This is a genomic window from Acinetobacter sp. Q186-3 (assembly GCF_013420655.1).
GTDB classification, from domain to species: domain Bacteria; phylum Pseudomonadota; class Gammaproteobacteria; order Pseudomonadales; family Moraxellaceae; genus Acinetobacter; species Acinetobacter indicus.
Genome location: NZ_VOXS01000002.1, coordinates 18,730 through 38,808 on the forward strand (window position 1 = coordinate 18,730; position 20,079 = coordinate 38,808).

A 20,079-nucleotide genomic window follows, 5' to 3' on the forward strand; every position below is an offset into this window, starting at 1 on the left:
TTTTTACGCCATAAGACATAAATTGTCGCAGAGTGTGATCGGCTACCCTTGTGCTGGCCGCGGCTGCGGCATAGCATAAGAACGTCAAAACTATAACGCATTAATTTAGGATTACAGGTTGTTATGACAAGCCTCGCGCATCATGCGACAGAAAACCGTTCCGTAGCAGAATTTACTGAACAAGCATATCTCAGCTATGCCATGTACGTGATTATGGACCGTGCATTGCCTCATATCAGCGATGGCCTGAAACCGGTACAGCGCCGTATCGTCTATGCCATGAGCGAGCTGGGTCTCAAGCCAAGCAGTAAACCAAAAAAATCTGCACGTACGGTCGGTGATGTGCTGGGTAAGTACCATCCGCATGGTGACTTGGCCTGTTATGAAGCCATGGTGTTAATGGCGCAGCCGTTTAGCTATCGTTATCCATTTATTGAAGGGCAGGGCAACTGGGGTTCACCGGATGATCCAAAATCCTTTGCCGCAATGCGTTATACCGAAGCCAAATTATCCGCATATAGTGACCTGTTACTGTCTGAACTCGGTCAGGGCACCTGCGACTGGCAGGACAACTTTGATGGTTCCCTAAAAGAGCCAGTGACCTTGCCGGCACGGGTTCCAAATATCCTGCTCAATGGCACCACCGGCATTGCCGTGGGTATGGCCACCGATATTCCGCCGCACAACTTGCGTGAAATCATTAAAGGCACCATCGCCCTGATCCGTAATCCGAATTTAAGCGATAGCAAGGTTGCAGAATATATTCCTGGCCCGGATTTACCGACCCGGGCTGAAGTAATTACCCCGCCAGATGAACTGTTAAAGATTCAGACCACTGGACGCGGCAGTTATCGCATGCGTGCGGTGTATACCATTGAAAAAAATGAAATTGTTATCAGTGATTTACCGTATCAGGTCTCTGGCTCAAAAGTCATCACCCAGATTGCTGACCAGATGCAGGCCAAAAAGCTACCACTGGTGACCGATGTACGGGATGAGTCGGACCATAAAAATCCGACCCGTCTGGTGATTGTGCTGCGTTCCAACCGGATTGATGCCGATGCAGTGATGAGCCATCTGTTTGCAACCACCGATCTGGAATCAAGCTATCGGGTCAACATGAACATGATTGGTGCCGATGGTCGTCCACAGGTGAAATCGATTCGCCAGATTTTATTGGAATGGATCGAGATTCGTAAACATACCGTCACACGCCGCCTGCAATATCATCTGAACAAGATTGAAAAACGCCTGCATATTCTGGCCGGCTTGCTGATTGCCTATTTAGACATTGATACCGTGATCCGGATTATCCGCGAAGAAGATCATCCCAAAGCAGAGCTGATGGCGCACTTTGGTATTGATGAGATTCAGGCTGAAGCCATTTTGGAACTCAAGTTGCGCCATCTGGCCCGACTGGAAGAAATGGAAATCCGTCGCGAACAGGAAGAACTCGAGGCCAAAGCTGCCACAATTCGTGAACAGTTGGCCAATCCGGAATCATTAAAAAACCTGATTATTACGGAGTTAAAAGACGACGCCAAAAAGTTTGGTGATGACCGCCGTTCACCAATTGTGCAGCGCGCTGAAGCCACCGCGATTAATGAACAGGACATGCTGCCGGCTGATCCGGTAACCGTGGTGCTGTCTGAAGCTGGCTGGATTCGCTGTGCCAAAGGCCATGATGTCGATGCCGAAAACCTGAATTTCCGCGCTGGTGACCAGTATTTAAGTCACGCCCAAGGCAAATCCAACCAGCGTGCCTATGTGCTGGATGACACCGGACGCAGTTATGGTGTGGCCATTAACAGCCTGCCATCGGCGCGTGGTTTGGGTGAACCGCTCAGTTCACGTTTATCACCGGCCAGCGGGGTCGGCTTTAAACAGGTGTTTGTGGCAGAAGATCAGGCTGAAATTCTGGTCATGAGCAGCAAAGGTTATGGCTTTAAAACCCAAGCCAAACAGCTGGATACCAATGCCAAAGCCGGTAAGGCTTTCCTGAGCCTGTCTGAAGGCGCCAGCGTGATGAATCTGCAAACTATTGAGCAGTTCAGTCATGTTGCGCTACTCAGTTCTGCCGGCCGTTTACTGATTGTTGATCTGGCAGAATTACCGGTGCTGAACAAAGGTAAAGGTAATAAATTGATACAACTTGAACCGAAAGATCAGATTGTATCCATGACAATGCTAAATTTAGATGAAATAATTCAAGTGTTTGCAGGACAACAGCAGTTAAAATTAAAAGGTGATGACTTGCAGAAGTATATCGGTAAGAGAGGAACTAAGGGACAGCTTTTACCACGGGGATATCAAAAAGCAAATAAACTGTTGATTCAGAGATAAGACTAGCGTTGTTTACATAAAATACGTTATATATGAATCGAATTCGTGAAAATGGATCCACTGCTGTACATAAACAAGCCAAAAAATGAAGTGCGGCAGTGTATAAAACAGTTGAATACTAAGGATTACTGATTGGAGAGATTGGCATTATGGAAAAAATTTGGTTTGAAGAATACCGAAAGACAGGGATTCCAGAAACTGTAGAGTTGCCACCGGAGAATACGTCACTGGTTGATATCTTTGAACGTAATTTCCAGAAGTTTGGTTCACGTGATGCCTTTATCTTTATGGATAAAGTGCTGACCTTTGCTGAACTGGAAGAAGCAAGCCGTAAATTTGCAAGCTATTTGCAAGGTCTGGGCTTGGCCAAAGGCACACGTGTTGCAGTGATGATGCCAAACGTTCTTCAATATCCAGTGGTGGCGTTGGGTGTATTCCGTGCCGGTCTGGTGCTGGTGAATGTAAACCCGCTGTATACCTCACGTGAACTTGAGCATCAGTTAAATGACTCTGGCGCAGAAGTGCTGGTGATTATTGAAAACTTCGCTTCTGTATATCAGGCGATTCTGGGTAAAACCCCAGTCAAGCACGTCGTGGTTGCCTCTGTAGGTGACATGCTGGGCACCCTAAAAGGTACGTTGGTGAACTTTGTCTTACGCTCAGTGCGTAAACAGATTCCGGCGTGGGATCTTCCGGGGCATGTCAAGTTCAATGCGGCCATGTCGAAAGCCAATATCAGCAACTACAAGCGTCCAAGCCTGACCCTAAGTGATACGGCAGTACTGCAATATACCGGTGGTACGACAGGGGTATCTAAAGGTGCAGAACTGACCCACCGTAACCTGGTGGCCAACCTGATGCAGTGTGATGGCATTTTCCAAAGTAAATTTGGTGCTCAAGATGGCGCGCCAGATGACCGTATTTTCTGTGCCTTACCGCTGTATCACATCTTTGCTTTCATGGTGTGTGCACTGTACGGCATGTACAAAGGTCAGGCCAACATCCTGATTCCAAACCCGCGTGATTTACCGGCGGTGATCAAAGAACTACGTAAATACCAGCCATCGTTCTTCCCGGCTGTGAACACGCTGTTTAATGCGCTGGTCAATAATGAAGAATTCAAACAGCTGGATCACAGCAAACTGAAGATGGCGATGGGCGGCGGTATGGCTGTATTACCATCTACAGCGGAGGCCTGGAAAAAAGTAACCGGCACCAACATCATTGAAGGTTATGGTTTATCTGAAACTTCACCGGTCGCAACTGCGAACCCGCCAGCGTCTGAAGCCTTCAGTGGCACCATTGGTATTCCATTGCCATTAACTGAAGTGGCGATTCTGGATGATGCCGGCAATGAAGTGGCACTGGGCGAGCAGGGTGAAATTTCAATTCGTGGTCCACAGGTCATGAAGGGTTACTGGAACCGTCCAGATGAAACCGACAAAGTCATGTTCAATGGTTTCTTCCGTACCGGTGATATCGGGGTGATGGACAGCCGTGGTTATGTGAAGATTGTTGACCGTAAGAAAGACATGATTCTGGTGTCTGGCTTTAACGTTTATCCATCTGAAATTGAAGAAGTTGTAGCGAAGCATCCAAAAGTGCTGGAAGTGGCGGCAATTGGTGTGCCAGACGAGAAATCAGGTGAAGTGCCGAAACTGTTCGTGGTGAAGAAAGATCCATCGCTGACCACAGAAGAAATTCTGGCCTTTGCCAAAGAAAATCTGACCGGTTATAAACGCCCACGTTATGTGGAGTTTATTGATGAACTGCCGAAGTCGAACGTCGGTAAAATCTTGCGTAAAGATTTACGTAAAACCGCTTAAGACTGTCATGAAAAAGCGCCGATTGATCGGCGCTTTTTTTATTTCTTTTGCGGGCTTTATTTTTTCATTAGCCAGCGGTCGAAGTAGGGACGTCCAACCCCCATCACCCCGAGGAAAATAAACATTGAGCCAAACTGACGGCTAAAACCGGAGGAATGGAAGCTGCCATAACTTAAAATATTATCAATCAGGCAATACACCAGAATTACGGTCACCCAGTGCCATAAAGGTAGACGTTTAATTCCCACAGCATACAGGGCCACCCACAGCACCACAAAGGTAAACAGGGTCGACCAGATATTCAGGTTGGAACAGATGACCGTTAATAAAAAGGCCACAATGGGAATCACAATTTTTAAGGCCCGATCGACTTGCAGCTGATGCTGGCGCTGTTTTTCAAGTACATCGAACATTTCTTTTTGATCAGGATTGACCATCATGAATCCTACACAATGAATAAAAACACCCTATTTAACAAAATTTATGCTTAAAACACCATGCTATGATAAAGTTTTGAAGAATTCCGATGAGAAAAAATAGATGCAAAGTATTAGTGGAATCGTCTATCTGATTCTAATCGCCTGCCTGTTGCCTTATTTATTTGCAGTAATTGCAAAAATGGCTGGCGGCTTTAAATCTGAAGATAATCAAAATCCACGTTCTTTTTTAGCCAATACTACCGGTCTGGCGGCGCGTGCCAATGCTGCCCAGCAAAACAGCTTTGAAAGTCTGCCGCTGTTTATTGCCGCCATTTTACTGGCCGAATATATGGTGATTTCGCAGTTTATTATTATGACCTTTGGCATTGCCTATCTGGTGTTTCGTCTGCTGTACGGGCTGTGTTATCTGGCCAACTGGGCGACGTTGCGCTCGATTATCTGGTTATTATCGTTACTTTGCCCGATCTGTTTATTGCTGCTGGTGATTAAACTGACCGCGTGATTGCACAGCAAAATATCTATTTTTATGTCATGAATGTATAATCGCGAAGTCATTAATAGCCGAAACCCGTTATAATTGACGCGGTTTAAAAAATTTAATTTGTGAAAGAGTGATGCCATGAGCTACAGCAATATCCCAGCGGGTAAAGATGCGCCAAATGATATCTATGTAATCATTGAAATTCCTGCCAATGCAGCGCCAATCAAATACGAAATTGATAAAGATTCTGATGCGTTATTTGTAGACCGTTTCATGGGTACTGCAATGTTCTACCCAGCAAACTACGGTTATGTACCAAATACTTTGTCTGAAGATGGTGACCCATTAGACGTATTGGTGGTAACACCACATCCGGTTGAACCAGGTTCAGTAATTCGTTGCCGCCCGGTCGGTAAATTGAACATGGAAGATGACGGTGGTATTGATGCGAAACTGATCGCGGTACCGCACGACAAATTGACCCCAATTTACAAAGACGTGAAAGAATATACCGATCTTCCACCGTTACTGATTCAACAGGTTGAACACTTCTTTGCCCACTATAAAGATTTAGAGCCAGGCAAATGGGTGAAATTGACCGGTTGGGAAGGCGCAGAGGTTGCCAAAGCTGAAGTATTAAAAGCGATTGAAGCTGCAAAATAATACGGCTTTTCCCCCCCCTCACTGATCTGTCTTGTTTAGTGAGGACGCCATAAAAAAACCTGCACACTGTGCAGGTTTTTTTGATTTAGACCTTCGCTAGGAAATTAGAATAATTTCACTGGGATGTCTAGGAATAAACGCCATTCATTGGTGTCACCAATGTAGCTTCCTTGGTATTCATCACTCGCACGGTAGTAAGAATGACGTACACGTAAGCTGGCATCTTTAGCAAAACCAGATTGAACGGTGTATTTCACCTGGTTAAAGAATTCACGTTCTTGTGCATCATCAGTTAATAACATTGAACGGTCGGTAGCTGTTGGTACATCAATATCCCAACCATATACAAAGGCTGATGTCCAAGTTAAACCAGGAACATTCATTGCAGCAAAGTCATAAGTGTATTGGAGTTGTACAGATTTCTCATCGTTACCAATGAAATCAGACAGGTAGGAGTTTGGCATATAAATGGTTTGGCCACCATCTGCAACACCTACACCTAGGTTATAGTCATAACCTGTATTACCTGTATTTTGCTGGTATGCCACCATAATATTGTGTGGACCAGTATTATAGGTGGTTGAAAGTGCCCAAATACTGTTGCTTAAGTTATTAAAGTCATTTGAAGTATGCGAGTAAGTGCGAGCAGTGCCGTCTGCCTTTGCATCCCAATCAGTATGATAACCGCTAAAGTCAAAGGTTAAGCTGCTTTGGTTTGCCAATGGATGCTTATAGTTAACATTGGCATAGTGACGCTCTAAACGGTCTTTATTGTCTACACCAAAATACGCTGTATTCAGCTGATCATTCACCTGATAACGTGCACCCCACACAATGGCACGATCTAAATCATTTTGATCGGTGGCAATCTGGTCAGAGAACTGGTTTTTGGTAAATTTACCGGCAGTTAATTCCAGGCCATCAATTTCACGGCTCGTGGCTAAAACACCAGTGAAATATTCTGGAACTAAACGCGCCGTATTGCTGGCCAATACCGGCAGGTCTAGAACTTGGGTACCATAACGTACTTCAGTATTGGAAATACGTGCTTTGACATTGACACCACCACGAGCCCATTGGTCATATGGTTCGCCATTGTTGTCATGTGGAATCATGTTATTGCCAGCGTTGTTATTGCTGCCCAGTTTAAATGACCAGTCGCCTACGGCACCGACACCCACGCCTACAGTGCCTTGGGTATAACCAGATTCAAGTTGAACAATTGCGGTTTGTGCATAAGAGCTTTGATCTTTTACACCGTTAGTTTTGTCACGGTGAATAAAACCAGTACGGAATAATACCGAACCTTCTGCACCTTCAACAAAACCTTTAGCTTCGCTTTGCTCGCTGGCAACAGCTGTAGAAATTAAAGCAGCTTGTACCAGTACTGCTAATGTTAATTTTTTCGCGTTTAGCATTGGGAGAGAGCCTCATCCAGAATGTTATGTTTCAATTTGTTTAAAAAGAACCCAGAAACCGGAAGAATTTTATAGGGAATTTGTAAAAAAGATACCGTTTTATCCATTTTTCTTTGAGAAAAATGCAAACGCTAGCGTATACAGTTTCAATCCTTGCTCTTGTAAAACACCCTTCCTGGGTCATATTGCAGAAAATTTGCTTCTCAAAACAGGAAGGCAATTTTCGCGCTTTAATGTACTGTGTTTATACTTTTTATTCAAAAAATAATTTGTGATTATGCGGTTTTAGACAGTGTGAAGATGTGGAAAATTTGGCACTTTACAGGGAGTAAAACGTACATACAAGATTTATCTCGCTGAATTTTTTACGCATTTCGTTGAAGCTATGATTAGAACTATCTCATGAATCAGTGCATTTTAGTGGAATGCAAGATTGCACTTTTTTTAAGCAGAAAAAAGCTTTTGAATGATTAAGCGACTCAAAATAGCGCATGATGTAAGCAAATATAAATGATCTGGTTTATCTCCCAACGCAGTGAAATGATCCGCACATCAGTAGGATTGAAAAAGTATCATGCTGTTTTTAAATTTTTATCTGATATTAAAAGTTTATATAAAATAATAGGTTGAAACTAATTAAAGAAAAATTGAAATCATTCTTTTTGAACAGATGCCAGTGTTGGCATAGCTATTGCAAAGCTTAAGTTGAGTTTAAAAACACAACTAAAAACGTCTGCGGACGGTTGGGGGAATCTAACAATGAAATTCACTTTAAAAGCTTTAGCAGTTGCAGCAGTAGCTTCAGCATCCAGTTTTACTTTTGCAGATGAGCCTACATCTCCGCACTCAGTATCTGGCAATATCGGTGTATTATCGAGCTATAACCTGCGTGGTATTACCAACGTGCCTGAAAATAGCGGAGCAACCTTGCAAGGTGGACTGGATTATACCCATGCCTCTGGTTTCTATGCAGGCTGGTGGGGATCTACCCTGGATTATTCTTTGGCTGAGGAAGGACGTGATGCTTTTGAAAATAACTTCTATCTAGGCTATAGCCATGCAGTAAATGATGACTTAGGTTTAACCATCGGTACGACTTACTATTATTATTATGAATCTGATGTGGAATCCAATGGTTTTGAGCTGTTATTGGGTATGAGCTATAAGGATTTAGGTGTTACGGCACAAACCCTTCTTGAAGATACGACTTGGGGGAATGCGGGGGATACTTATATTAAAGGTACTTATAGCTACGCCTTGCCGAATGATTTCAGTCTAGATACCGCTCTGGGTTTATATGCTTATGAAAAATCAGGTGACTTTATTGAAGGAACGACTGAAAGTTTTGGCTTCCGCCATTTTGACATCGGTCTAAGTAAACCACTGGGTGATACAGGTGTCACTGCCAGCATGAACTACATCATTGGTGGTTATGACCGTTTTGATGAAAAACAAAAGAATAAAGTGGTATTCGGGCTTGGTTATAGCTTCTAATCTCTTATAGAAAAAAGGCGACAAATGTCGCCTTTTTTTATTTTTATTGTCCAATCGTTTAGCTTTGCTGACCTCGATAAGATAAAGCTTCCGATAAATGAGCAGTTTGAATCTCGCTACTTTCGGCCAAATCGGCAATACTGCGCGCCACTCTTAAGACCCGATGATAGGCGCGAGCCGACAGGTTTAAGCGCTGCTGGGCCAGATCCATCATGTTCTGTGCTGGTGTGGCTAAGGCAGCAAACTGTTCCAGCTGTTTTGGACTTAAGTTCATATTCAGCATACCTTGGCGTTGCATTTGCCGTTCATAGGCCTGAATCACCCGCTGGCGAACCGTATCTGAGTTTTCCACCGCAGTTTTATCATGTAACTCATGGGCCTGTAATGGCGGTACATCAATATGCAAATCAATCCGGTCCAGGAGTGGGCCAGAAATGCGGTTCTGGTAGCGTTTAATACTTTCTGCGGAACATTGGCAGCGAATATCCTGATTAAATGCATAGCCACACGGGCAGGGGTTCATTGCGGCAATCAGCTGGAAACTGGCCGGAAAGGTAATCTGCCGCGATGCCCGGGAAATTACAATTTCCTTGGATTCCAAGGGCTGCCGCAATACTTCCAGCACTTTACGGTCAAACTCCGGCAGTTCATCTAAAAACAGCACACCTAAATGAGCCAGGGTAATTTCGCCCGGTTTTGGATGCGAGCCACCACCGACGAGTGCAATCGCTGAAGCGGTATGATGTGGGGCCCGAAACGGCCGCTGTCCAAAGCGATGCAGGGTATTGGCAATTGAATAGATACTGGCAACTTCAAGATTTTCCTGCATATTCAGGGGTGGCAAAATACTGGCCAGACGTGAGGCCAAGAGAGTCTTGCCTGTACCGGGTGGACCTTTAAAGAGCAAGGAATGGCCACCGGCAGCGGCAATTTCCAGGGCACGCCGAGGTCGCAGCTGTCCTTTGACATCCGCCAGATCAAAAGCATAGCGTTCCAAACGGGTTTCCGAGCTTGCTGCAAAAGGCTGCAGCGGCGCAGCCTGCGCCAGATGCTCACAGACCTGTTTCAGATGACTGGCCGCAAACACCTGAAAGTCGGGCAGTTGTGCAGCTTCCTGCGCATTGGGTTCCGGTAATACCAGTTGATGACCAGCCGCCTGACAGGCAATGGCAATACTTAAAGTCCCGGTGACCGGACGCAATTGGCCATCCAGCGCCAGTTCACCAATAAATTCCAGGTTGTCTGCGGCCTGTTCGGGCAATTGTCCGGAAGCAATCAGAATGCCTAAAGCAATCGGTAAATCCAGACGCGAGCCATCTTTGGGTAAGTCGGCCGGGGCCAGATTAATGGTCAAACGTTTGGTGGGAAACTGAAAACCACTGTTAATAATGGCCGAGCGAACTCGGTCTTTACTTTCACGGACCGCGGCTTCGGCCAGACCGACAATGGTTAAGGAGGGCAGACCCTGACTTAAATGGACTTCAACTTCAATGGACGGGGCATTCAGTCCAAGCAGACCCCGCGTATAAATTTTGGCAAAAGACATTGTTTTTATGTTCCGTTTTGGTGCGTTATTTTTGGTCGTTATGCGTCTTTTGTTGCACTAAGAAGGTGCTTATTCTTTGTTCAAAATCTTTTGTTCGAGTACTTCTACCTGCTGTAGCAGTTCATTTAAACGAAGATTGGCATTATTCAGTGCAGTGCGCTGACGGTCCAGCTCTTCTTTGGACACTAGATCCATTTTGCTGACGGCTTCGTTTAGCAGGGCACGCAGATTATGTTCTAAATCTTTTTTCGGTTGATCGACCTGTTCTAAGATGGTCTGTAATAAGGTTTCTATCATCATAAATTCCATTCCAGTGGACTGAAAAGCGCAGTGTAGCATTGCTCTGGCCCAGACTATAGTGTTTCAGATGAAATATGGTTTTATTCGATGCCGGAGATCGTAAATCTCTACAGAAAAATGTTTATTTTTTGAAGATTGGTGCATGAGAAAGGTATAAAATAAGATATAAATAAATCACATGCCGTAACTTCTAATTTCCCCCGACCTTAGGAGTTTTGGCATGAAATTTGAACATAAAACCTTACTGGTGAAATAAGCCGAAGGAAAACACACATGAAGCTCGTAACTGCAATTGTAAAACCCTTTAAATTAGATGACGTGCGTGAAGCACTGTCAGAAATTGGTGTTCAAGGGATCACTGTCACTGAAGTCAAAGGCTTCGGTCGTCAGAAAGGTCATACTGAACTGTATCGTGGCGCAGAATATGTTGTTGATTTTCTACCAAAAGTGAAAATCGAAATCGCCATTAGTGATGAGATGGTGGATTCAGTGATTGAATCAATCACCCGTGTAGCAAGCACCGGCAAAATCGGTGACGGTAAAATTTTTGTGACGAATCTGGAACAGGTCATCCGTATTCGTACAGGTGAAACAGGTGCAGATGCTGTTTAAGCAATTGGCACGAAGTTTGCTGAGTACCTAATAACTCACAAAAACTAGGTTGGGGGATACGAATGAAAAAAATGCTACTTGCGCTCGGCTTGTCCGGCGCGCTTTTGGGTGGTTCTGTTACTTGGGCTGAAGAAGCCGTAACAGCGCCAACTCCTTCAGAACAAATCACAGTAAATGATACTGTGGAACCTGCGCTTATTGAATCAAGCGATATCATCACTACAGAAACTGCTTTGCCTGAAGTGGCAGCGGCTGAAGAAGAAGCCGTGTTAGACACTGGTGATACCGCCTGGATTCTGGTCTCAACAGCACTTGTCCTACTTATGACCATTCCGGGCTTGGCCCTGTTCTATGGCGGTATGGTGCGCAAGAAAAATGTCCTCAGCACTATGGCGCACAGTTTTGTTGCGGCCGCAGTGGTCAGTCTGGTCTGGGTAATTATTGGCTATACCTTGGCCTTTGGCGAAGGCAATGCCTTTATTGGTAGCCTGGACAAGTTCATGCTGGCCGGTATTACCACCGATGCCTTGAGTGGTACCATTCCTGAAATCCTGTTCGTGATCTTCCAGATGACCTTTGCGATTATTACCGTGGCGATTATTAGCGGTTCGATTGCAGAGCGGATGAAATTTGGGGCCTTTGTTGCGTTCATTGCCATCTGGGTGGTGGTGGTCTATGCACCTATTACCCACTGGGTCTGGGGTGGCGGCTGGTTAGGCAACGATGGCGCGCTGGATTTCGCTGGTGGTACCGTGGTACACATTAACTCTGGTGTAGCCGGTCTGGTGGCTGCCTATATGCTGGGCAAACGTATGGGCTTGGGCCGTGAATCTATGGCACCGCACAATCTGACCTTAACTGTAGTAGGTGCGAGCTTGCTGTGGGTGGGCTGGTTTGGTTTCAACGGTGGTTCTGCGCTGGGCGCCAATGGTTCAGCAGGTTATGCTTTAGTGGTGACTCAAGTTGCCGCAGCTGCAGCCGCACTGGCCTGGTTAGTGACTGAAAAAGTGGTCCGTGGTAAAGCCTCTGTATTAGGCGGTGCTTCAGGTGCTGTGGCTGGTCTGGTGGTCATTACCCCGGCAGCAGGTTTTGTCACCGTCGGTGGTGCCTTAGCCATGGGTCTGATTGGTGGCGTGGTCTGCTTCTGGGGGATTACTGCACTGAAACGTGCCCTGAAAGCCGATGACTCTTTAGATGCCTTTGGCCTGCATGGCGTGGGTGGTATTGTAGGTGCAATTTTAACCGCCTTCTTTGCCAGCGAATTCATTATGGGCGATGCGGCACCTGCCAGCCTGATGGGTCAGCTGTGGGTGCAAGTGGAAGGTGTGATTGCCACCATTGTGTACTCTGCAGTATTAACCTTCATCATCCTGAAAGTGATTGATCTGGTAATTGGTATCCGTGTTGAATCTGATGATGAACGCATGGGTCTGGATTTAAGCCAGCATGGTGAACGGGTTGAATAATCTTTCAGCAGCATAATCAATATATTGTGTAAAACAGCCCAAAAGGGCTGTTTTTTTTCTATATATTGCGTAAAACTCTACAAAATCCTGTTTTTTTGCTACACTCTCAAATCAACTGGATTTGTTCAATTAAACCACTATGCATTGTCCATTTTGCAACGCCGCAGACAGTAAAGTGATTGATTCACGGCTGGCAGCTGAAGGCTGTCAAATTCGCCGACGTCGTGAATGTATTAGCTGTGGTGAACGTTTTACCACCTTTGAAAGTTATGAAGTGGTGATGCCACGCGTCATTAAATCGGACGGTAAAAATGAGCCCTTTGATGAAGCCAAACTGCGCCGTTCATTGATGCATGCCTTGCAAAAACGTCCCGTGACCCAGGAACAGATTGAAACAGTACTCAGTGATATCCAGCTACAAATCCGCCGTCTGGGCGAACGTGATGTCAAATCGCGCACCATCGGGGAAATTGTCATGCAGTCTTTATTCTCGCTGGATCATGTGGCCTATGTGCGTTTTGCTTCGGTGTATCAGGACTTTCAGGATGTGGAAGCCTTCCGCCGTCAAATTGAACAAATGCAGCAACGTGAATACTAAGCTCAACGCGCAAGAGTGGTGACATGTCCGAGTTAACTCAAGACCAAATCTGGATGCAGCGTGCCATTGAACTGGCGCGGCTCGGACAGTACTCGACCAAACCGAATCCGAATGTGGGCTGTGTGCTGGTTAAAGACAGACAGCTGGTGGGAGAGGGCTATCATCCGCGTGCCGGACAGCCACATGCCGAAGTATTTGCCTTACGTGATGCCGGCGATGCCGCCCGCGGTGCAACCGCTTACGTGACTCTGGAACCTTGTGCGCATTATGGACGTACCCCGCCTTGTGCCAAAGGTCTGGTCGAAGCCGGTGTAGCCAGAGTGGTGGTGGCTTGTCCTGATCCGAATCCGCTGGTGGCTGGTAAAGGCGTGCAGATTCTGCGCGATGCCGGAATTCAGGTGGAGGTAGGCGTGCTGGAACAGCAGGCGCATCAGCTGAATCTGGGCTTTTTAAAAGCCATGGCCATGGGTCAGCCTTATGTCCGTTTAAAAGTGGCGTCGAGTCTGGATGGGCGTACTGCCATGGCCTCCGGTGAATCGAAATGGATTACCGGCAATCCGGCTCGTCTGGATGTACAGCACTGGCGCGCAATTTCAGCAGTGGTGATTACCGGGATTGAAACCGTACTGGCCGATGACTGTCAGCTCAATGTCCGTCAGCTGGCGACACATCAGGACATCAGCAGCATTGTCCAGCCGAAACGGCTGGTGCTGGATCGTCAGGGACGCTTGCCCTTAACCGCCAAAATGCTCGAGCAGCCAGACAGTGTGATGGTGATGGGTCCGTATCGGGCCGAGCTTGAGGCGCTGGGCGTGATCCAGCTCGAGGTTCAGCCTTTGGATCAACTACTTCGAACTTTGGTGCAGCAGTATCAGCTGTATGATGTGCTGATTGAAGCCGGTGCGACACTATCGACCGCCTTTTTACAGCAGCAACTGGTCGACGAAGTGATCAGTTATGTGGCTCCGACCCTGTTAGGCCGGTCTGCACGTGTCATGTTTCAGGCAGAATTTGAGCGTATGGCACAACAACTTCGATTTAAACTTTGCGACGTCACTCAATTCGGTGATGATGTGCGCTTAAGGTTAACCCCTTCTCAAGAGACGTTATGAATTCAGAGTCTACGGTTTATCACAAACGTCGTCACGCCGCACGTACGACAGATGAATATCTTTTCCATCAGCTGGTTCCTTATCTGGGGAATAAACGTCGTCTGTTACATCTGATTCTGGAAGCGCTGGAGCAGACCGGCACCCTGAACAAAGGCGGCCGCGCCCCGATCTTCGCTGACTTTTTTGCCGGTTCAGGCGTGGTTTCACGTCTGGCCCGACAAAATGGCTATCGGGTAATTGCCAATGACTGGGAACCGTATAGCCATGCGCTGAATCATGCGATTTTGGCCTGTGTAGAAGCGCCGGCGTTTAAAGAGCTGGGCGGTTATCAGAAAGCGATTGATTATTTAAACCGTTTGCCGGAAGTCAAAGGCTGGGTCACGCATAACCTGTGCCCACGCAATGATGAAATCTATGATCCGACCCGTGACCGTTTATTCTTTAAACGCCGTAACGGAATGCGTATTGATGCCATCCGCCAGCAGATTGCCACCTGGCAGGCGCAAGGCGCGATTGATGATGTCGAGATGAGCGCGCTGCTGGCGCCTTTGCTGTATTCGGCCAGTTTTGTCAGCAACACCTCCGGGGTCTTTAAAAGTTTCCATCATGGCTGGGGCGGTAAAACCCAGACTGCACTGGAACGGATTGAATCTTTACTGTGGTTAACCCCAAGCCGCTTCTGTGAAATTGGTGATCCGAAACGTCCGGCTGCCGAAATGTGGTGTGTTGATGCCCAGCATCTGGCCAACCAGATGAGCGGTTTTGAAGTGGATGTGGCGTATTTAGATCCGCCATATAACCAGCATGCTTATAGCAGTAACTATCATGTGTTAAATGCCTTAACCTTGTGGGATCAGGTTGATTTACCAACCCCGGATACCAAAGGCTTTAAGAGCGGCATTGACCGTGCTTGGCGCAAAGAGCGTCCGAGTCCGTATAACTCGTCCAAGCACGCCAAAGAAGCGTATGAGAAACTGTTAGAAACCATTAATGCACGTTATATCCTGACCAGTTACTCCACCGATGGCAATATCAGTGCAGTGGATTTGTTGCAGGCCAATTTAAAACGTGGCCGGGTCAGCCTGTTAACCCAGGATGTACCGCGTTACCGGGTCAGCAAGCAGCGTCAGTCTGAACGTGCACGAGTACTGGAATTTATTGTGATTACCGATACCCATGCCAAGTCTGGCCCGCCAATCCGGCAGTTGCTGGGGCAGTTGCATCACTTTGCCGAGCTGGGCGGGGTCGATACCAGCGGTGTTAGCACCCAACTGGCCTTGTGGTAAGCACTAGAGACAATAAGAGAAAAGACTATGTTTACAGGAATTATTGAAAGCGTGGGCAAAGTGGACAGCCTGCAAAGTGTTGGTGGTGATGTCCGCCTGCGTATTCAGACCGATCTGGATATGTCCGATGTACATCTGGGGGATTCGATTGCCACCAATGGCATCTGCCTGACCGTGATTGAGTGGGGCGATAACTGGTACGCGGCCGATGTGTCACGGGAAAGTTTAAACCGGACTACCTTGGGAAACTGGAAAGTTGGCCAGCCGGTGAATGTGGAAAAAGCCATGTTGCCGACCACCCGTTTTGGCGGACATATTGTCAGTGGCCATGTCGATGCGGTCGGTGAAATTACCTTGGTGCGTGAAGATGCGCGTTCCTTATATTTTGAAGTCACTGCACCGGCTGAAATTGCCAAATATCTGGCCGAAAAAGGTTCGGTGACTGTAGATGGCATTAGCCTGACCATTAACCATTTACGTGGCAGTGTAATCAGCCTGAACCTGATTCCGCATACCGCAGAGCGTACCAATATTGGCACCTGGAAAACTGGCAGCAAAGTCAATCTGGAAGTGGATGTTTTGGCGCGTTATATCGAGCGTTTACTGCTCGGTGAAAAAGCCGCAGAAACCACGGCACAGTCGAAAATCAGTATGGACTTTCTGGCCGAAAATGGCTTCTTAAAATAAGTCCTGACGCTGCTGTACAGAACAGTCTGATTGAAAAAATTAGACTGTTTTTTTATTTTTAGCGATAATTCAGGCTGCGCGAAACAGAGTAACTTACGTTGGTTAAGTGTAGATGATTGATTTTTTGCTAAATTTTGAACAGTGGCTACCTGTGTTGCTCAACAACTATGGGGTCTGGATTTATGCAATTTTATTTTTAATTATCTTTGCGGAAACCGGTTCGGTATTTATGTTTTTCCTGCCGGGAGACAGTCTGCTGATTGCCATTGGCGCCTTATGTTCAACCACCGATGTGGTGCATTTACACTATATGGCGATTTTACTGTGCCTGGCCTCTATTCTTGGCTATAGCGTGAATTACTATACCGGCAAGGTCTTGGGGCTGAAGTTTTTTAATGACCATTCGCGTTATTTCAAACCGGAATATATCGTCAAAACCAACCGCTATTTTATGAAGCATGGCGGTAAAACCATTCTCATTGCACGGTTTATTCCTTTTGTCCGTTCTTTTGCACCGTTTGCTGCCGGTTCCGGACATATGCCCATCGCCAGCTTTACGGCCTATAACATTGCCGGTGGCATTATCTGGATTGTGTCTTTATTGGCCATCGGTTACGGTCTGGGCAATATCCTGTCGTGGCTGGGTCATATTTTTTAATATAAACAGTGCTGAAAAACCGCACGTACAAAAAAGCCCACGCGGGGTGGACTTTTATCTTGCGGGGAGAAATTCGCTGACCTTAGTGCTTGATCACTGTGACAGAGGTACCGCCTAAACGTGGACTGGCTTCGGCAACCGGTGCTAAAGAAAATGTACCTTTTTCAGCTTCTTTGGTCAGGTAAATATAAAGCGACTGGAAATCTGCACGGCTGATTAATAAATCCTGAGCAGTAATATGCCATTGTTCACCACTATGCAGATGGTCAATTTTGCTCGATATTTGTGTCAAGATACCCATTTTAAACCCTAATTATAAAAATAATTTTTACTTTAAAAGGCAGCAGTACTGCTATTCAAAGTATGACTATCTTGTGACAAAAATATTTCACTTTCATGACGCTTGGGCGAGAAATTCTGCCTCACACCCGATTGATCTTTCAGATGGGCCGGTTTAAATCTGCATTTACTGACACCGTACCGGGTTTTTCACGCCAGAAGGCCGACATTTAGGCCTCTTTGGAAAATTGGGAATGTTTTAAAATATATTCAATTTCTTCCTGGGCAGCGGCTTGTAGCTGGCTGCGGAACTGTTGTACTGCTTCTTCAATCCGGGTTTCGGCTTCCAGTTCCAGACGTACCCGCACACTGTCGAGTTCCGACAGAATCTGTTCATCGGCAATACGCACGCCTTTGGCAAAATTGAAACTACCATTTTCCGGATTTTTTTGATAACGCGCAGTGTAGTCCAGAATCTCCTGATCCAGCTGGGTGCGTAAACTGGCCAGGGTTTCGGTCTGCGCGGCAAACTGTTGCAGTTCATCCTGATACAGAGCCTGCGCATACGCGGCCTGATCGGCGCGTTGTTGGGCCAGACGTTGCTCCAGCATCTGCTGGCGGCGAATACGCGCTTCTTCAATTAACTGGATTTTCAGTTCGGCATAGGCCTGATCAATTTTCTGAAAGGACTGTTGCTGTTGCTGCTGATCGTACTCTACCCAGCGTTTGAGGTCGCTGTCCGGTTGCAGCACCTCGCTAATCCGATGCAGGTCATCAATAAAGGTCTGACGCACAGCTTCAGGCGCAGTTAACCAGCGCTGTTTAAAATCTGGACCAACATTTAATGCCACGCTGCATCTCCTTTGGGGTGGTTCTATAATTTGTGGGTTTGCGGCTCAATACCTAAACGACGATATTGTTTATATTTTTCCCGACCAAGCTGTTTGGCGGTTTCATGATTTTCAATGATTTCGATAATGTGACTAAATTTGGCGAACTGTTCAAGAGCCTGTTCGTTAAAATTAAACACAATCCAATCATTTTCAGTTGGCAACTGCGCTGAAATACAGACCTGTGCCGTAGGCTCATCAATACCATGCGGAATAAAACTGCCGGCATCAAAGCTCCACAGCCGTTCATCCAGCGCCCGTTGCAATGCCGGGTCTGCGCTATACAGCCAGATGCGCTGTGGTTCACGCAGGATTTTCCGGCATAAACGGCAAGTGCTGTCCACTTGCCGTTCAGGACTTTTTTCAAACAGATAAAAGCTGACTTTAGCCATGCTGCTCTGCACGGTTGGCCAGGAATTGCATCAGTAGCGGTACCGGACGGCCTGTTGCACCTTTATGGGTTCCTGAATTCCAGGCAGTGCCGGCAATATCCAGATGCGCCCAGCGATAGTCACGAGTAAAGCGTTGCAGGAAGCAGGCTGCAGTCACAGAACCGGCTTTTGGACCACCAATATTGCCAATATCGGCAAAAGGTGAATCTAATTGTTCCTGATAGTCATCAATCACCGGCATACGCCATACACGGTCAAAACTCTGCTGGCCGGCCTGGGTCAGTTCCTGTGCCAGTTCATCATCTGGTGTGAACAGACCGGTTAACACCGAACCGAGCGCAATCACACAGGCACCGGTTAAGGTCGCCACGTCAATGACCAGTGCCGGGTTAAAACGCTGGATATAGGTCAGGGCATCACACAGCACCAGACGGCCTTCGGCATCGGTGTTCAGGATTTCGACAGTCTGACCGCTCATGGTGGTGACAATATCGCCCGGACGGGTGGCTTTGCCCGATGGCATATTTTCCGCTGCGGCAATGGCTGCCACCACATGAATCGGCAAGCGTGATTCACACAGCGCACGTACGGTCCCCAAGACTGAGGCTGCACCGCACATATCGAATTTCATTTCGTCCATGCCAGCACCCGGTTTCAGGGAAATACCGCCGGTATCAAAGGTAATACCCTTACCGACCAGTACAATAGGTGCCTGCTCAAGATTGGCCTTGTATTCCAGGGTAATCATGCGGCCCGGACGCTCGGAACCCTTGCTGACCGCAAGGAACGCACCCATGCCCAGGTCAGCCATATGCTGTTCATTCAGCACGGTTACTTTGAGTAAATCCGGGAATTCTTCTGCCAGTGCCAGTGCCTGATCAGCCAGATATTCCGGGAAGCAGATGTTCCCCGGACGGTTGCCTAAATCGCGGGCAAAATTCTGACCAGTATGTACCGCTTCAATAAATTTCAGCTGATGGGCAGTTAACGGGCTTTGTGTGGCAATCAATTGAATCTGCTCTAATACAAATTCATTCTTTTTGGTTTTAAATTCATCAAAACCGTAGGCGGCCTGGGTCAGGCTCAAGGCAAAAATATAATGCAGTTCTTGTGGCAGGACTGATAGATCTACCGCAATGCTGCTAAATTTTTTCTGTGCGGTTTTTACAATGGTTTGCGCCAGTTTGGCCAGTTTAGCCGGCTGTAATTCGCTGCTTGAACCAAGGCCAATCAGCTGGCTGAATGCCGGCAAGTTGTCCTGTGCTGTCAGGCTTAAGCTTTCATTAAAGCCGGATTTAAATTGTACGGCCTGGGTGATGCTATCTAAATTTTTGATTTTATAGTGATCTGCGGTTGTACGAAGGGTATTGGCATCGACCAGAATAAATAAAGCAGCTGCGGTGACATTGTCTTGGTATGTCGGATGAATCGTCAGTTTCATATGCGTTATATAGGCCTTTTAAAATTTTAAAACCATTAAACCATTGAAACATTTTCATGAATAGAGTTTCAATGTGAAACAACAGTATAGGTTTTATATTTTCAACATTCGGGTAAACTATCGCTAGTTTTATTCCCTCGTTTTCTG

The 20,079-nt window shown here is 46.6% G+C and carries 20 protein-coding genes; 12 read left to right on the forward strand and 8 right to left on the reverse strand.

The features are described 5' to 3' along the window. Positions 1 to 123 precede the first annotated feature (123 nt). Both parC and FTT64_RS01840 read left to right on the forward strand, forming a co-directional pair. On the forward strand, positions 124 to 2,343 hold the full coding sequence (gene parC / locus FTT64_RS01835; protein WP_075174924.1) for a DNA topoisomerase IV subunit A: 2,220 nt from the start codon (positions 124 to 126) through the stop codon (positions 2,341 to 2,343). 149 nt (positions 2,344 to 2,492) lie between these two features. After that, positions 2,493 to 4,169 (forward strand): AMP-binding protein, encoded by a 1,677-nt coding sequence (locus FTT64_RS01840; protein WP_163146218.1) that lies wholly within the window; start codon positions 2,493 to 2,495, stop codon positions 4,167 to 4,169. 56 nt (positions 4,170 to 4,225) lie between these two features. Here FTT64_RS01840 and FTT64_RS01845 read toward each other — a convergent pair whose 3' ends face one another. Next, entirely contained in the window at positions 4,226 to 4,606 is a 381-nt protein-coding gene (locus FTT64_RS01845) for a hypothetical protein (RefSeq protein ID WP_104470544.1), read from the reverse strand. 103 nt (positions 4,607 to 4,709) lie between these two features. Here FTT64_RS01845 and FTT64_RS01850 point away from each other — a divergent pair, with 103 nt between their 5' ends. Beyond that, the gene (locus FTT64_RS01850; protein WP_180182013.1) at positions 4,710 to 5,111 is read left to right on the forward strand and encodes an MAPEG family protein; all 402 of its coding nucleotides are present in this window, start codon (positions 4,710 to 4,712) and stop codon (positions 5,109 to 5,111) included. Positions 5,112 to 5,228: 117 nt separating this feature from the next. Beyond that, positions 5,229 to 5,753 (forward strand): inorganic diphosphatase, encoded by a 525-nt coding sequence (gene ppa, locus FTT64_RS01855; protein WP_016659718.1) that lies wholly within the window; start codon positions 5,229 to 5,231, stop codon positions 5,751 to 5,753. 104 nt (positions 5,754 to 5,857) lie between these two features. On the opposite strand, the gene FTT64_RS01860 is transcribed toward ppa, so the two are convergent. Beyond that, a complete protein-coding gene (locus tag FTT64_RS01860; protein ID WP_180182012.1) occupies positions 5,858 to 7,171 on the reverse strand; it encodes an OprD family outer membrane porin in 1,314 nt (437 codons plus the stop codon). A 759-nt stretch (positions 7,172 to 7,930) separates the two neighbouring features. Here FTT64_RS01860 and FTT64_RS01865 point away from each other — a divergent pair. Continuing rightward, the gene (locus tag FTT64_RS01865; protein ID WP_075174922.1) at positions 7,931 to 8,665 is read left to right on the forward strand and encodes a TorF family putative porin; all 735 of its coding nucleotides are present in this window, start codon (positions 7,931 to 7,933) and stop codon (positions 8,663 to 8,665) included. A gap of 58 nt (positions 8,666 to 8,723) precedes the next feature. Here FTT64_RS01865 and FTT64_RS01870 read toward each other — a convergent pair whose 3' ends face one another. Together FTT64_RS01870 and FTT64_RS01875 are read right to left on the reverse strand one after the other, a co-directional pair. Beyond that, positions 8,724 to 10,211: a YifB family Mg chelatase-like AAA ATPase gene (locus tag FTT64_RS01870; protein WP_180182011.1), complete on the reverse strand. Its 1,488-nt coding sequence runs from the start codon at positions 10,209 to 10,211 to the stop codon at positions 8,724 to 8,726. 69 nt (positions 10,212 to 10,280) lie between these two features. Further along, complete coding sequence (locus FTT64_RS01875) at positions 10,281 to 10,508, reverse strand: accessory factor UbiK family protein (RefSeq protein WP_180182020.1); 228 nt, start codon at positions 10,506 to 10,508, stop codon at positions 10,281 to 10,283. Between the two features lie 276 nt (positions 10,509 to 10,784). Between FTT64_RS01875 and glnK the strand changes: the two genes are divergently transcribed. The 7 genes from glnK to FTT64_RS01910 all read left to right on the forward strand — a co-directional run bounded on the left by glnK (position 10,785) and on the right by FTT64_RS01910 (position 16,930). After that, positions 10,785 to 11,123 carry a P-II family nitrogen regulator gene (gene glnK, locus FTT64_RS01880; RefSeq protein WP_004650081.1) on the forward strand — a complete coding sequence of 113 codons (339 nt, stop codon included), beginning with the start codon at positions 10,785 to 10,787 and terminating at the stop codon, positions 11,121 to 11,123. Between the two features lie 62 nt (positions 11,124 to 11,185). After that, positions 11,186 to 12,589 carry an ammonium transporter gene (locus FTT64_RS01885; RefSeq protein ID WP_075174920.1) on the forward strand — a complete coding sequence of 468 codons (1,404 nt, stop codon included), beginning with the start codon at positions 11,186 to 11,188 and terminating at the stop codon, positions 12,587 to 12,589. A gap of 139 nt (positions 12,590 to 12,728) precedes the next feature. Then, on the forward strand, positions 12,729 to 13,187 hold the full coding sequence (gene nrdR / locus FTT64_RS01890; protein WP_005181550.1) for a transcriptional regulator NrdR: 459 nt from the start codon (positions 12,729 to 12,731) through the stop codon (positions 13,185 to 13,187). A 23-nt stretch (positions 13,188 to 13,210) separates the two neighbouring features. Next, positions 13,211 to 14,299 carry a bifunctional diaminohydroxyphosphoribosylaminopyrimidine deaminase/5-amino-6-(5-phosphoribosylamino)uracil reductase RibD gene (gene ribD, locus FTT64_RS01895; protein WP_180182010.1) on the forward strand — a complete coding sequence of 363 codons (1,089 nt, stop codon included), beginning with the start codon at positions 13,211 to 13,213 and terminating at the stop codon, positions 14,297 to 14,299. Beyond that, positions 14,296 to 15,585, forward strand: a complete 1,290-nt coding sequence (locus FTT64_RS01900) for a DNA adenine methylase (protein WP_005181555.1) — start codon at positions 14,296 to 14,298, stop codon at positions 15,583 to 15,585. Before ribD ends, FTT64_RS01900 begins: the two co-directional genes overlap by 4 nt. Positions 15,586 to 15,612: 27 nt before the next feature. Further along, positions 15,613 to 16,272 carry a riboflavin synthase gene (locus FTT64_RS01905; RefSeq protein WP_005181557.1) on the forward strand — a complete coding sequence of 220 codons (660 nt, stop codon included), beginning with the start codon at positions 15,613 to 15,615 and terminating at the stop codon, positions 16,270 to 16,272. A 112-nt stretch (positions 16,273 to 16,384) separates the two neighbouring features. Next, entirely contained in the window at positions 16,385 to 16,930 is a 546-nt protein-coding gene (locus FTT64_RS01910; protein WP_005181559.1) for a VTT domain-containing protein, read from the forward strand. 82 nt (positions 16,931 to 17,012) lie between these two features. Here the strand turns inward: FTT64_RS01910 and FTT64_RS01915 are convergent, their stop codons facing one another. From FTT64_RS01915 to FTT64_RS01930, 4 genes are all read right to left on the reverse strand, one after another. Beyond that, entirely contained in the window at positions 17,013 to 17,231 is a 219-nt protein-coding gene (locus tag FTT64_RS01915; RefSeq protein WP_005181560.1) for a hypothetical protein, read from the reverse strand. A gap of 208 nt (positions 17,232 to 17,439) precedes the next feature. Then, a complete protein-coding gene (locus FTT64_RS01920) occupies positions 17,440 to 18,060 on the reverse strand; it encodes a hypothetical protein (protein ID WP_016659708.1) in 621 nt (206 codons plus the stop codon). A 23-nt stretch (positions 18,061 to 18,083) separates the two neighbouring features. Further along, positions 18,084 to 18,491, reverse strand: a complete 408-nt coding sequence (locus tag FTT64_RS01925) for a DNA polymerase III subunit chi (protein ID WP_005181563.1) — start codon at positions 18,489 to 18,491, stop codon at positions 18,084 to 18,086. Next, entirely contained in the window at positions 18,484 to 19,932 is a 1,449-nt protein-coding gene (locus tag FTT64_RS01930) for a leucyl aminopeptidase (RefSeq protein ID WP_005181565.1), read from the reverse strand. The genes FTT64_RS01925 and FTT64_RS01930 overlap by 8 nt, the downstream gene beginning before the upstream one ends. Between the last annotated feature and the right edge of the window lie 147 nt (positions 19,933 to 20,079).